The 14,049-nt window shown below is 46.3% G+C and carries 10 protein-coding genes and 3 pseudogenes; 8 read left to right on the forward strand and 5 right to left on the reverse strand.

The genetic code is table 11. From position 1 onward, the window contains the following. Positions 1-4: 4 nt before the first annotated feature. The 5 genes from RIG66_RS22630 (at position 5) to RIG66_RS22650 (ending at position 5,651) form a co-directional block, all read left to right on the forward strand. Positions 5-880 (forward strand): carbohydrate ABC transporter permease, encoded by an 876-nt coding sequence (locus RIG66_RS22630; protein ID WP_446380978.1) that lies wholly within the window; start codon positions 5-7, stop codon positions 878-880. Between the two features lie 114 nt (positions 881-994). Further along, entirely contained in the window at positions 995-2,089 is a 1,095-nt protein-coding gene (locus tag RIG66_RS22635) for an ABC transporter ATP-binding protein (RefSeq protein ID WP_446380979.1), read from the forward strand. Positions 2,090-2,190: 101 nt separating this feature from the next. Then, positions 2,191-2,739 (forward strand): hypothetical protein, encoded by a 549-nt coding sequence (locus RIG66_RS22640; protein WP_446380980.1) that lies wholly within the window; start codon positions 2,191-2,193, stop codon positions 2,737-2,739. Positions 2,740-2,772: 33 nt separating this feature from the next. After that, complete coding sequence (locus tag RIG66_RS22645) at positions 2,773-4,116, forward strand: TIGR03279 family radical SAM protein (RefSeq protein WP_446380981.1); 1,344 nt, start codon at positions 2,773-2,775, stop codon at positions 4,114-4,116. A 218-nt stretch (positions 4,117-4,334) separates the two neighbouring features. Then, on the forward strand, positions 4,335-5,651 hold the full coding sequence (locus tag RIG66_RS22650; protein WP_446380982.1) for an NB-ARC domain-containing protein: 1,317 nt from the start codon (positions 4,335-4,337) through the stop codon (positions 5,649-5,651). A gap of 222 nt (positions 5,652-5,873) precedes the next feature. Here RIG66_RS22650 and RIG66_RS22655 read toward each other — a convergent pair. From RIG66_RS22655 to RIG66_RS22670, 4 genes and pseudogenes are all read right to left on the reverse strand, one after another. Continuing rightward, a pseudogene (locus tag RIG66_RS22655) lies at positions 5,874-6,141 on the reverse strand (type II toxin-antitoxin system RelE/ParE family toxin). A 2-nt stretch (positions 6,142-6,143) separates the two neighbouring features. Beyond that, positions 6,144-6,350, reverse strand: a complete 207-nt coding sequence (locus RIG66_RS22660; protein WP_446380983.1) for a hypothetical protein — start codon at positions 6,348-6,350, stop codon at positions 6,144-6,146. Between the two features lie 65 nt (positions 6,351-6,415). After that, the gene (locus RIG66_RS22665) at positions 6,416-6,616 is read right to left on the reverse strand and encodes a type II toxin-antitoxin system VapB family antitoxin (RefSeq protein WP_446380984.1); all 201 of its coding nucleotides are present in this window, start codon (positions 6,614-6,616) and stop codon (positions 6,416-6,418) included. 113 nt (positions 6,617-6,729) lie between these two features. Beyond that, the gene (locus tag RIG66_RS22670; RefSeq protein ID WP_446380985.1) at positions 6,730-7,473 is read right to left on the reverse strand and encodes a Uma2 family endonuclease; all 744 of its coding nucleotides are present in this window, start codon (positions 7,471-7,473) and stop codon (positions 6,730-6,732) included. A gap of 197 nt (positions 7,474-7,670) precedes the next feature. Between RIG66_RS22670 and RIG66_RS22675 the strand changes: the two genes are divergently transcribed. The 3 genes and pseudogenes from RIG66_RS22675 to RIG66_RS22685 form a co-directional block, all read left to right on the forward strand. Beyond that, a complete protein-coding gene (locus RIG66_RS22675) occupies positions 7,671-10,658 on the forward strand; it encodes a PAS domain S-box protein (protein ID WP_446380986.1) in 2,988 nt (995 codons plus the stop codon). Beyond that, positions 10,651-13,779 carry a PAS domain S-box protein gene (locus RIG66_RS22680; protein ID WP_446380987.1) on the forward strand — a complete coding sequence of 1,043 codons (3,129 nt, stop codon included), beginning with the start codon at positions 10,651-10,653 and terminating at the stop codon, positions 13,777-13,779. Before RIG66_RS22675 ends, RIG66_RS22680 begins: the two co-directional genes overlap by 8 nt. A gap of 40 nt (positions 13,780-13,819) precedes the next feature. Continuing rightward, positions 13,820-13,909: pseudogene (locus RIG66_RS22685) on the forward strand (DUF4058 family protein); the annotation flags it as partial. A 9-nt stretch (positions 13,910-13,918) separates the two neighbouring features. On the opposite strand, the pseudogene RIG66_RS22690 reads toward RIG66_RS22685, so the two are convergent. Beyond that, positions 13,919-14,049: pseudogene (locus RIG66_RS22690) on the reverse strand (IS630 family transposase); the annotation flags it as partial.

Raw genomic sequence — 14,049 nt, forward strand, 5'->3', positions numbered from 1 at the left:
AATCATGGCAATCGCTCAACAATCATCATCCAAAAACAAATCAAAAATCAATACCAAGCAAATTCTGCTCTGGGTTGGTGTGGTATTAACGCTAATCTTTTGTCTCGCACCAGCCCTTTGGCAAGTGCTGACCTCGTTCAAGATAAATGAGGCGATTTCGACAATTCCGAATGTCTATTTTCCTTCGCCTGATCAACTGACTTGGAATCACTACACACAGCTATTTGAACGTTATCCCTTTTTGCGTTATATCCTGAATAGTGCCATTGTTTCATTAACCTCTACATTCTTGTGTTTAATCGCTGGAGCGCCCGCTGCTTATGCCTTAGCACGGTTACGAATTCCGGGAGAGCGGATTGTTTTAGGCTGCGTTCTTATTGTCAGTCTCTTTCCCTACGTGCTACTGTTTCTGGGACTGCTAGAGGTGGTGAAACTTTTAGGCTTGGGGAATAACTATATTGCGCTAATTGTTCCCTATACCGGGATCAACTTACCGCTGACTATCTTGGTACTGCGGAGTTTCTTTCAACAGCTTCCCAAAGATTTAGAAGATTCCGCCCAGGTTGATGGATACAATATCGTGCAAATGCTGCTGCGAATTGTTCTGCCGATGACAATTCCTGCCCTGGTAACGACGGGAATTCTAACGTTTATTTTTGCTTGGAATGAATTTATCTTTGCCTTAACCTTTATTACGCGAGATGAAATGAAAACTATTCCAGTAGCAGTGGCTCAAATCGGCGGAACCTCTGTCTTTGAAATTCCTTACGGGCCGATCGCGGCAGCGACAGTCGCGGGAACAATCCCCCTAATTCTGTTAGTGCTGTTCTTCCAGCGTCGTATTGTGCAGGGAATTACGGCTGGGGCAGTTAAAGGATGAGGTTGTAGGGGCGACTCACTTGCATCAACTAACAACGGTTTCCATTCAATCAACTCGGGTCGCCCTTTACCATTTCTTGACAGGTTCCCATTCAAAATTCAACAGGTAAACATCATGGCAAAACTCGAACTCCAGAATCTACGCAAAGAATATAATCCCAAAACGGTACCGATTAAAGACATTAGCTTAGATGTCGAAGATGGCGAGTTCATGACATTTATTGGACCCTCTGGCTGTGGTAAATCCACATTGCTGCGATTAATTGCTGGATTGGAGACACCAACCAAGGGTAGAGTGGTGATCAGTGGACAAACAGTTAATGGTGTTCCCCCAGGCGATCGCAATATTGCCATGGTCTTCCAGAGTTACGCCCTCTATCCTCACATGACCGTTGAGGAAAATATCAGCGCCTCGCTGAGAATCCGTAAAACTCCTAGCGATGAAATCCGCAAGCGCATTGATGATGTGATTATCAAGCTAGATTTAGACCGCGCCTTACTCGAACGCAAACCGGGTCAACTCTCCGGTGGACAACGGCAACGGGTGGCGGTTGCCCGCGCTTTAGTTCGGGAACCGGAAGTCTTTTTATTAGATGAACCCTTGAGTAACTTAGATGCCTTACTGCGAGAACAAGTTCGGGCAGAACTCAAGCAACTATTTAAATCCCAAAACAAGCCCGTCGTCTATGTTACCCACGACCAAACCGAGGCAATGACTCTCTCGACTCGGATTGCCTTGCTGTATGAGGGCGTCTTGCAACAGCTTGATACCCCCTATCAGATTTATACCTACCCCGCCAATAGTTTTGTTGCCAGTTTCATGGGCAGTCCCCAAATGAACCTACTAACCCTTAGCTGTCAGGAGAATTATGCCCTCCTGGGTAACTTTAAACTGAAACTGCCCAACCTGCGGAAAAAACCGCGCCAAATTGTCATGGGTATTCGTCCCGAAAATGTGCGGATTGCCAAGCAAGGAGATGAACAGACCATCAAGGGTAACGTGTTTTTGGTCGAAGATATGGGTAAAGAAAAGCTGATTAGCGTGCGAGTGCAGGGTTCAGACGGGTCAGAAGGCAAGACGATTCGGGCGTTGTTAGCCGCTGATAACTACTGGGATGGTGAAGAAGATACGGTGACTCTCACCCTACCGGAGAAAACGATGCACTGGTTTGATGTCGAATCAGGCGATCGCTTAACTCATCATTCCTAACCGATCCAATCTAGCAGATCCCCGACTTCTTGAAGAAATCGGGGATCTAGGCTTAATTACCTTTATGATCAGAAGTGGGTGTCTAGGCGAAAAATCATCAGATGGACTTTCTGGAACTTGATCCCGGTCACATCAATATCATTCTGCAATACAAAATCAAGTTAGAAAAGTTAGGTGTTAAATTCGATGATGAACATCTAAAAGAAACGATCTACAACTATGCCCACAATTTAGAACCGTCGATTCAAGCCTTTATGGAATATTGCGCCAAGGGACAACTAGAACAGCCGAATGAGTTTCTCATCAAAGCCCTACGCTACAATTGGAAACCGCGAAACATTGCCAATCCCCCCGACTTACCTGTATTCACGGCGGCTGATTTCGATACGGGACAGACTCTAGAAGAACGACAAGAGAATTACCGCCGATTGTGTGATTTGGTGAAACGTTCTTGTCATCCCTCTAAACCATCACCCCGATTTAAACCCTTGCGTCGTCTGCGTCTCTATGATCAACGCCCCGATCTCACAACCATTGCCCAATTCATGGCAGATCCGATTCTTCGACCCGAAATAGAACGGGCAATTTCCCAGCATCCAGAGTGGGGGTATGAAATTACACCCAATGGCGTTCAAGAACTAGAATTTTGAATTCCCTGTTCCCTGTTTCCTGTTCCTTTTCCAATGAGTGAAACCTCTATCCGTCCAGCTTTAATTAACAACGTCATCCCCAACTCCATCGCGGCTGAGGTGGGGTTTGAACCCGGTGACGCCATTATCTCGATTAACGGTACACCTCCCCGCGACTTAATCGACTATCAATTTCTCTGTGCCGATGAACTCCTAGAATTAGAAGTTCGAGATGCGGCGGGAAACATCCATTCTGTAGAAATTGAGAAAGACTACGACGAAGATTTAGGACTAGAATTTGCCACCGCCTTATTTGATGGCTTAATTCAGTGTAATAATCGCTGTCCTTTTTGCTTCATTGACCAACAACCTCCCGGAAAACGACAGAGTTTATATCTCAAAGATGACGACTATCGCCTCAGTTTTCTCTATGGTTCATACTTAACTCTGACTAACCTCACTCAAAGCGAATGGAATCGCATCGAACGCCTACGTCTATCTCCGTTGTATGTATCCATCCACGCCACTGAACCGGACGTTCGCAGCCGACTCCTCAAAAATCCGCGTGCTGGACAGATTTTAGATCAGTTGCAATGGTTTCAGGAACGACGATTGCAAATTCATGCTCAAGTTGTGGTTTGTCCCGGTATTAATGATGGCATCCACTTAGAACAAACCCTGAGAGATTTAGCCCAATTTCAACAGCATGAAATTCCGGCTGTTGCGTCAGTCGCTGTCGTTCCTGTGGGATTAACTCGCTTTCGTCCGTCAGAGGATGAATTAATCCCTGTTAGTCGAGGAAAAGCCGCAGAGGTTATCTCGCAAGTTCAATCCCTGCAAACAAAATTTCGCCAACAATTCGGGTCTACCTTTGCGTGGTTAGCCGATGAGTGGTTTTTAATCGCTCAACAAGAATTACCGCCAGAATCTCATTACGAAGATTATCCCCAAATTGGTAATGGTGTGGGTTCAATTCGCCAGTTTATTAAACAATTTCAAGACACGGCTACGCGGATATTACCCACTCGTGTAGAACCTGCGCGAGAGTTAACCTGGGTGGTTGGTAATGCAGTGGAAACGGCGTTTGTTCCGCTAGTACAGCAGTTAAATAAAGTTGAGGGATTGCAAGTTAAAATAGCAGCACTACGGAGTGAGTATTGGGGACAAGAGATTACGGTTACGGGGTTGCTAACTGGACAAGATTTGCTTGGGTCATTGTCAGGAAAAGACTTCGGTGACGGGATTTTACTGCCTTCAGTCATGCTGAAACATGATGATACGCGATTTTTAGATGATATGACGGTGGCAGAGGTGAGTCATCAGTTAGGAACTAAAATTTGGGTGGTTCGTGGTATTGAGGAATTGCTTGAACGTTGTGTGGCAAAAAAATTAAGTTAATTGATCAGGACTGACCTAAATTTTGTCATCTTTGTCTTGTAGTAAGGGCTTCAGCCCTAGACTCCGTTGCCTACAACCTATCCCACCATTTTAGCTGTGTCAGTCCACTACCCCGGTTGGTGCGTACTCAAGTGACTGATGTGAGCAAAATCTATTTTTCCTCATGAATATGAGTTAACCTGAAGGATGAAATAGGTTATAAGTGTGAGCATCAGACGGTGATTTCTCAGGATTTTCTCAAAACCATTGCTACTGAACGCAATCTGTCCAAATCGGAATTAGAGGTGTTGTCCCTGGCGATGGAGGGTCATGGAACGGCTGCGATCGCGTCTCACCTTCAGATTAGTGGGGATGCTGTGCGTAAGCGACTTAGCGAAGTCTACCAAAAGTTTAAAATTCCGGGTCGAGGTCCGGTTAAGCTGACCAAATTGCAACAAATCTTGGTTAACCGCTATCAAGAGTATCTTCAGCAGCAAAAGGATACCCCAAACCGTTCCCTTGTTTCAGAGAGTCCCCCTACCTCACCCCAGCCGCCAAATCGCCGGGATTGGGGAGAAGCACCCGATGTTTCTGTATTCTACGGGCGTGGCGATGAACTGAAAACCCTGGAACGCTGGATTATTCAGGAACGCTGTCGCTTAGTGGCGCTGTTGGGGATGAGTGGTATTGGTAAAACGGCGTTATCGGTGAAGTTGGCGAAACAGGTACAGGATAAATTTGAGGTTGTCCTGTGGCGATCGCTGCGTCAATCCCCTTCTGTGTCTGATCTTCTCGCCGCTTTACTTCCAGACTTGTCCCAGCAACCGGAAACGGTAATCCCTAAAACCCCTGATCAGCGCATTTCCTGGTTGATTGACTATTTTCGACAGCATCGTTGTTTGGTCATTTTGGATGGTGTGGAGTCGATTTTGCAGAGTGGGAAACTAGCTGGGATTTACCGAGAAGGCTATGAAGAATATGGTGATTTTTTCCGACGTTTAGGAGAAGAACCACACCAAAGCTGTGTATTAATTACGTCTCAGGAAAAACTGAATGAAATTTCGTTATTAGAAGGTGAGACATCACCCGTTCGTTCCTTTAAGTTAGAGGGGTTGGGAGACGCGGCTCGATTAATTTTAAAGGAAAAAGGATTATCCGGCGAGAAAAAATGGCAACCGTTAATTCAAGGCTATCGCGGTAATCCGTTTATGCTCAAGTTGGTGGCGACGACGATTAAGGAAGTTTTTGATGGTGACGTGACTGATTTTTTATCAACGACGTTGTTTACTCATGATATTAGTGATTTTATTGAGGAAGTTTTAGACCGCTTATCGGAATTAGAAGAAAGACTATTGGTTTATCTGGCTCACCAAAAAGAGGCGATTTCGTTTAAAGCATTGCAACAGCATTTTAGCGACACATCGCCCCAGGAGGTGATTCGGGCGCTGGGTTCTCTGAGTCAGCGATCGCTTGTGGAGAAGTCTGAGGGTCGATTTATTTTACCACCAGCCGTTCGGGAAGTGACGCTGCAATTAATGACTCCGTTAGAAGATTAACGATAGCAATTGAGCCAGTCCGCCTAGTTCAGCTAAAATATCTATAACCCCTAATCGTAACCCAAAATGACTACAACTCTTGATGTTACCGGACTCACTCCTGAACAAATCGAGCAGATCCATGGAATGATAGATACATTTAGAGCTATAAATAGACATCAGAATCCATTAACAGAAGTCATAGATCCCCGTCATATTTAAACATAGACACTATTTAATGCATTAATACACTTCATCATGGCTGCCAATATCTACAAAAACAGCTTTTCCATCTTCTGTAAAGTAGAACAATACCCTCTCATCGTAATCTACACTGAAACTGCATAAATCTTTAAGCTTGCCTGATAGTTTGTGTGTTTTCAAACTTGGCTCGAAGGGATCTACCGTAAACTGTTCCAATTTTTGCCAAAACCTTGTCTCTAAATCTGTATTACCCTATAATGCGTTTTTTAAATGCACGTTTAAACGAAGAACTGAAACTGACTTCCACGATTATTCCTCTATCAGTTGTCTTAGTTCGTTAATATTGGCGGAAAACTTTAGTTCCCCTTTTTGTTGTTCAACCTGCGCTGACTTGAAGTTCCTATATATCTCGTCACGGTGTTCTTCACGGATGTATTGCTCCAACAACAGTTGAATTTCCAGCTTTTCATCTGTGGAAAGACTCTGGATCGCCTCAACGACATCATTAAAAGTCATAATTTATCATACCTCATCATACTGACCTTCTTCCCCTATGAACTTTACCTTGTCAACAATAACGTTCATCTTGTTTGTCTTTGTTGCTTGTAATCATAATCTTCTTCATAGTCGATCATTCCAAATAACTCCAAAACTTTCAGTTGTTTGCGACGTTGAATGTATTCTCGTAAAGCTGCTTCAATCAACCGATCTGCTGTTGAATGCTCGCACAATGAAAGTGCTTCTTCAAGAAGCTTTTCGTCAATTTCAAGATTGGTTGCCATGGATTTATCTAGTACAATTAAGGTATGACAATATATTCAATTTTAAGTCAGAGGACAGCATTAGAAAGATTTAAACCCTCATCACCGATATGCGGCTATTCATTGATGAACGCTTACGACTCTGGCAAATCGGGTTCAACGCCTAACGCTTTAAGTCTAGCTCGTAATTCTGTTACCTGCTGTTGTGCTAGTTCCCGCTGCTGTCGTTCTGTCTCCGCTTCTTTTTGAGCAATTTCCGCCCTCTCTTCTGGTGTGGCGACGAGTTGACCCTCTGGGCTGAAAAAACGCAGCTTTGACTCATAAATCCCTAAAAATAGTTCCAATTGACAACTCCATAACCACCCTTGAGAAGTGGGTTCTATCGGTTGGTATTCACCCGCCATAAGTATAAACCCTTGGAACTCCAACGTATCTGGATGAAACCAAAAATATTCGGGGGTGCGGAAGGTGTCCTGGTAAAGTTTTTTCTTAAAGTCTTTATCAATTTTGGCGGTGCTGTCAGAAAGCAGTTCCACAATCACATTCGGGTATTTACCCTGTTCTGCCCATAAGATCCAACTTTTGCGGGGTCGATTTTCTGTTCCTAACACGACAAAAAAATCGGGTCCTCTAAAGTCTCGCGTGGTGATGTGTTCTGGGCTAAAGTAGATAGTCAGATTGCCAGTGGCATAGAAGTCAGTGCGTTCTCGCCACCACCACTTGAGGCAAGCCAGCAGGAGTTCTATTTGATCTCGATGTAGGTCACTTTCCAAGGGAGGTTCATCACTTAACAAATCACATGGAGGAATAATAATATCCTCTGTGTCGTTAAGGGAAGTAATTTGATCTGTTGGTGCTGAATCCTTGGCAAGGGTCATCGGGAAGGATGGTATACTTCTATCTTTAGTTTAATGGTCAGATTCGCTGATGAGCGATCGCGCATTGCTGCCAAATCCGTTTTTGTAATCTTACCCTTTCTCCTTCCCTTCTGCCTTCTGCCCTAGAGGATGGTCTGCAACCGGACATGATATCAGGGATTGGGTAGTAGGGGATATCTACGGAAGACCCGCAAGAGTTGGGTTTACCTGCAACCCTGATGGAATCCTATGATGCTCAACGCCAACTGGTAGTTGAAACCGGACAAACCTTGACGGATGAAATCAGCTTCCCGACGGTGCAGGGAATTCGGCCGTATGAATATATTCTCTCACCCGTTGCTAATGCTGAGGGGACGATTGAAACAGTGGTGGCTACAGTCAGAGATATTACAGAGCGTAAGCAGATTCAGGCAGAACTTTATCGCCGCCAACAGGAGTATCAAACCCTAATCGAGAATTTACCGGATATTATCGCTCGATTTGACCGTCAATTGCGCCATCTTTACGTTAGCCCAACCATAGAACCCATTACCGGACGGGCGGCGGCGGAGTTTATCGGCAAAACGAACCGGGAGTTAGGGATGCCTCACCAGCAGTGTGAAGTCTGGGATAGCGCCCTGGAAACGGTTTTCGCGACGGGAGAACCGACGACAATTAAATTTGATTTTCTCGACCAAAATGATGTCACTCGTTACTATGAAGCGCGTTTAGTTCCAGAGTTGACTCAAGATGGCTCAATCCCATCAGTATTATGGATAACGCGGGATATCACGGATTTGACCCAAGCTGAATTGGCGCTGCGGGAGAGTGAAGAACGACTCCGATTAGCCTTGGATGCGGCAAAGTTAGGGATATGGGATTACGATGTGCCAGCCGGAAAACTTATCTGGTCAAACTCTTGTAAGCTGATGTTTGGTTTGCCAGCGGACGAGGCGGATTATGATTATCAGGTGTTTACCAATTGCCTACATCCAGACGATCGCGATCGCGTCAATCATACAGTAGCCGATGCCCTCCAAACTAAACAAGACTATACCTGTGACTATCGGATTATCCATGGCGATGGCACACAACGCTGGATTGCGGCAAAGGGTCGTGCTTTTTATGATGAGAATGACGCACCCACACGCATGATGGGTGTGGTTCTGGATATTACGGATCGCAAACAAGCCGAAGTCCAACTCCAAGAACGGGAGGAATTATTCCGCACCTCGGTGGAGACAATGTTGGACTGTTTTGGTATTTACTCCGCCATACGTGATGAATCGGGTAAGATTATTGATTTTCGCATTGACTATGTTAATACGGCTGCCTGTAAAAATAACTGTTTAAACCCAAACCAGCAAATTGGTAGTGGATTGTGTGAAATCCTCCCCGCCCATCGAGAAACGGGGCTATTTGCGGACTACTGTCAGGCGGTGGAAACCCGACAACCGTTGGTGAAAGAATCGGTTGCGTATACCGATAACTATGATCAGCAACGCCTGAGTCGAGTCTTTGATATTTGTATTTCTCCCTTTCGCGATGGGTTTATTGCCACTTGGAGAGACGTGACGGAACGCCAGCAAATCCAAGCTGAACTGTATCGTCGCCAACAAGAATTCCAAGCTTTGGTGGAAAATTCTCCGGATATTATTTCCCGCATTGATCAAGAGTTACGTCATATTTATGTCAACCCAGCCATAGAAGCGGTAACGGGATTATCAGCCCAAGCTTTTTTGGGTAAAACTCATCAGGAGTTAGGCATTCCCGAACCCATAAGTACCCAGTGGCAAACCACGCTGCGAGAAATATTGGCGACTGGAAAAGAGCGAATTACAGAGTTTGATTTTCTCACCCCCGATAATACAACTCGATACTATCAAGCCCGGATGGTGCCGGAATTGGCTGAAGATGGCACAGTGGAATCAGTCTTGGGTATCGCCCGGGATATCACTGATATTAAACTTGCAGAAGCCGAACGCAATCAGCTACTGGTGCAGGCACAGGAAGCCCGTGGGGTGGCGGAAGCGGCAAGTCGCACCAAGGATGAGTTTTTAGCCATCGTCTCCCATGAATTGCGATCGCCCCTCAATGCGATTTTGGGATGGGCAAAGTTACTCCGCATCCGCCAGTTGGATGAACAAAAGACGAATCGCGCCCTAGAGACAATTGAACGCAACGCCCAAGCCCAAGCCCAACTGATTGACGATTTACTGGATATTTCCCGGATTATTCGGGGTAACATTCGCCTGAATATCTGTCCCACGAATCTGGTTTCTGTGATTGAAGCGGCGCTGGATACGGTGCGCCCCTTGGCGACGGATAAACAGATTCAAATCGACTGCCAGTTCGATGCGGCGGCTGTGGCTTGGGTTTCGGGTGACACCAACCGCTTACAGCAAGTGATTTGGAATCTACTCTCCAATGCAGTTAAATTTACCCCAGCAGGGGGACGAGTGGAGATTTATTTAGAACCAGTGGATCACTTTGCCCAAATCCGGGTTAGGGATACAGGGAAAGGAATTCGTCCAGAGTTTTTGCCTCATATTTTTGAAAGCTTCCGCCAAGCTGATAGCACCACCGCCAGAAAACAAATCGGCTTAGGATTAGGATTAGCGATCGCCCAAAATCTGGTGCAATTGCAAGGCGGTACGATTCACGCCGAAAGCCCTGGAGAAGGACAAGGGGCGACGTTTATCGTCAAGCTACCCCTTTTGGACGATGACGACAAAAAAATAACTGCCGACGATGGAATTGATTCATCCTTGACCTTTGACACATCACTCCTAAGTCGGATACGCATCCTAGTCGTCGATGATGATGCAGATACCCGTGAAGTCTTAATCGCCATTCTGGAACAGTACGGGGCGATGGCAACTGCCACAGCATCCGCAACTGAAGCGCTAGAACGGCTGCAACAAATGAACTATGATTTGCTACTCAGTGATATTGGTATGCCCGGTGAAAATGGCTACAGGCTGATTCGCCGGATCAGGGCGTTACCGTCAGCCCAAGGGGGACAAATCCCGGCGGTGGCTGTAACTGCTTATGCGAGAGAAGAAGACCGCCTGCAAGCCCTATCAGCAGGCTTCCAGAGGCACATCCCTAAGCCAGTTGAACCGAGGCAATTACTGAAGGTAATTATTCAGTTAGCGGGAAGAACGGCTAGCACTGGAGATTCCCTAAACGGATTCGATGAATAGTACGATCAGAATCAAACCGCTTTATCACCTTGGGTGGCGTTACAGTGTTTCCCTACTTGCTGTTGCGATCGCTCTTTCTCTTCAGCTATTCTTGACACCCTTTGGGGAACTAGAAAGCCCGTTTTTGCTCTGTTTAGCCGCCGTGATGGTGAGTGCCTGGTATGGTGGCAGGGGGGCGGGAATCTTCGCAACAGTTTTGGCGGCGTTAAGCGGCGGTTATCTGGTTTTATCGCCCACCTATTCTTTGGGGGTGGATAGTTTAGGACAAACCCTGCGGTTAGTTTTGTTTGTTCTAGAAGGGTTATTTCTGAGTAGCACAATCTCCGGTTTAACGATTGCCAGAGAGCAAGTTATATGCGGACAAGAGGCGTTAATAGAAAGCGAAGAAAAGTTTCGATTAGTGGCTGAAAGCCTACCTCAAATTGTCTGGACGGCTCAATCCAATGGTTCAGTGGATTATTATAATCAACGTTGGGCGGAATATAGTGGCATTTCTCCACAGCAGGGTCAAGGCTGGGGCTGGAAACCTGTCCTGCATCCCGACGATGAACAAAAGACAACAGACGCCTGGAATCACGCTTTAGAAATGGGTGAGTTATACGAATGTGAGCATCGACTCAGACGCGCCGATGGGGAATTTCGGTGGCATTTGAGTCGCGCTTTCCCCCTCCGAGATAGCCACGGTAAAATTATCAAATGGTTTGGCACAGCGACGGAGATTCACCAGCAGAAGCAAACAGAAGCCCAACTCCGGGAAAGCCAAGAACTGTTCCAAAATTTTATGGACTATAGCCCAGTAGCTGCCTATATTAAAGAGGAATCAGGACACTATATCTTTGTTAATCGGCTGGTGGAAAACCGTTGCGATCGTCCTTTGATAGATTGGCTAGGAAAAACCGATTTTGACCTCTTTTCAGATGCGATCGCGCAACAAATTCGGGAGAATGATGTCAAGGCGTTAGCGGGTGATCACGCGATTGAACTGCAAGAAACCCTAGAAAACGGAAATGGAATCCACTATTACCTTTCCTATAAATTTCCCTTGAAAACCGCCTCTGGACAACGCTGGTTAGCCGGGATGTCCATGGAGATCACGGAACGCCAGCAGATGGAGGAAGCGCTGCGACACAGTGAACAACGATTCCGACAAGCGGTAATTAATGCCCCTTATCCGCTGATCATTCACGCCGAAGATGGGGAAGTGCTACAAATCAACCAAATGTGGACGGAATTGACCGGATATAATCATAGCGACATTCCCACTATGGCAGATTGGACGGAAAAAGCCTATGGTGAACGTCGAGAGGTTGTGCGAGAGAGGATTGATCAGTTATATGCGTTGAATGATAAATTCCATGACGGAGAATTCGCGATCGCGACGAAACAGGGTAGCCGGAGAGTTTGGGATTTTAGTTCTGCCCCTCTAGGAAAATTACCAGATGGCAGGCGTACCATCATCTCCATCGCCACGGATATTAGCGATCGCATATTGGCAGAAGAGTTACTCCGGGGACAAAAGCAGATTCTGGAAGCGATTGCCACAAATGTTCCCCTGTCTGATATCCTCGATACTATTACGCAACTAATTGAGTCTCACGCGGATGAGTCAATTTGTGCAGTATTGCTGTTAGATGAGCAAAAGAAGAGATTACACTATGGTTCTGCGGGTCGTTTACCCGAACGTTTCCAGCAGGTCACGAACGGTTTGGCGATTGGTTCTTGTGCGGGAAGTTGTGGCACAGCCGCTTATCGTAACGAACCTGTAATTGTCTGTGACATTGCCAACAACCCGCTTTGGGCAGACTACAAAGACATTGCCCTATCCGAAAATCTAGCAGCCTGTTGGTCGATTCCCCTGCACTCCAGCAATGGTGACGTTTTGGGAACCTTCGCCATGTATTATCCCACACCTCGCCATCCTAGCGCCGAGGATTGGAATTTGATCGACCAATTCACGCACTTAGCCGAGATTGCCATCGAATCGTCTCAAGCCAAGCAAGCCCTCAAAGCCAGCCAAGAACGGTTACAGCGATTTGCTGAATCTGATTTGATTGGGATTCTCTTTGGCGACATCTATGGGGGAATCCAAGACGTCAATGATACATTCTTGAATATCGTCGGCTACAACCGCGAGGATTTGCAAGTAGGGCGATTGGGCTGGCGTGACATCACTCCACCGGAGTATCTCCCCTTAGATGAGGTGAACATTGCCCAGGCAAAGGAAAAAGGACGGTGTATTCCTTATGAAAAAGAGTGTATTCGCCAAGACGGGACTCGGGTTTGGGTATTGGTGGGTTATGTGTTGCTGGGTGAGGCGCGGGATGAAGCAGTAGCGTTTATTCTGGATATTAGCGATCGCAAACAATCTGAAGCCATTTTACAGCGACAATCTCAGGAATTAGCCCAAGCCAACCGCCTAAAAGATGAGTTTCTCGCCACCCTTTCCCACGAACTCCGCACCCCCCTGAATTCAATCCTGGGTTTAGCCAAGCTTCTACCCATGCGCCGCTTAAATGAAGAGAAGATGGCGCGGGCGCTGGAGACGATTTCTCGCAATACTCAATCCTTGGCGCAACTGATTGAAGATGTCCTGGATATGTCGGATATTATCACTGGAGAACTGACATTGGATGTCTCGCCTGTGGAACTAATGCCGATTATCGAACGGGCAATTGCCTCTATCCGGGCGGCGGCTGAAGCAAAGACACTGCAAATCGAGACGCACTTAGATACTGACGTTGCTCCCATATTAGGGGATGCCAGCCGCTTACAGCAAATTGTCTGGAACTTACTCTCCAATGCGGTTAAATTCACACCCAAAGGAGGACAGATTCAGGTTCGCTTAGAACAAATTGAGGATCAGGCACAAATCCAAGTGAGTGATACCGGGATTGGGATTCATGGCGACGTTCTTCCCTTTGTCTTTGATCGCTTCCGTCAGGGAGATGGTTCACTGACGCGATCGCACGGCGGTATTGGCATGGGATTAGCGATCGTGCGTTACCTAGTGGAACTACAAGGCGGTACCGTGTGGGCAGAAAGTCCCGGATCAGGTCAGGGTGCCACATTCACCGTGCGCTTTCCCATCTTTGCTGGTGATAAGAAGGCAGAAGGACGATAAAATCTAAGCAACGAGAATCGAACGCCGAGGGAGGTTTTTTATGCCAAACCCTTTTCCTGGGATGAACCCCTACCTAGAACACCCAGAAATCTGGCCCGGAGTCCATCACTGGCTAATTGTTGAACTAGCTATAGCAATCCTAAATAGATTGTGGCAAAATTCCATACTGAAAAGTTTTTGGAAAATCGAATATTTGACCATCAGCAAAAAACTTAAATAGCCACTTAACTATTTTAAAAGAGCTACAAAGATGATAAAATTTCCTGATGA

This window comes from Coleofasciculus sp. E2-BRE-01, assembly GCF_040221695.1.
Classification (GTDB): domain Bacteria; phylum Cyanobacteriota; class Cyanobacteriia; order Cyanobacteriales; family Coleofasciculaceae; genus Coleofasciculus.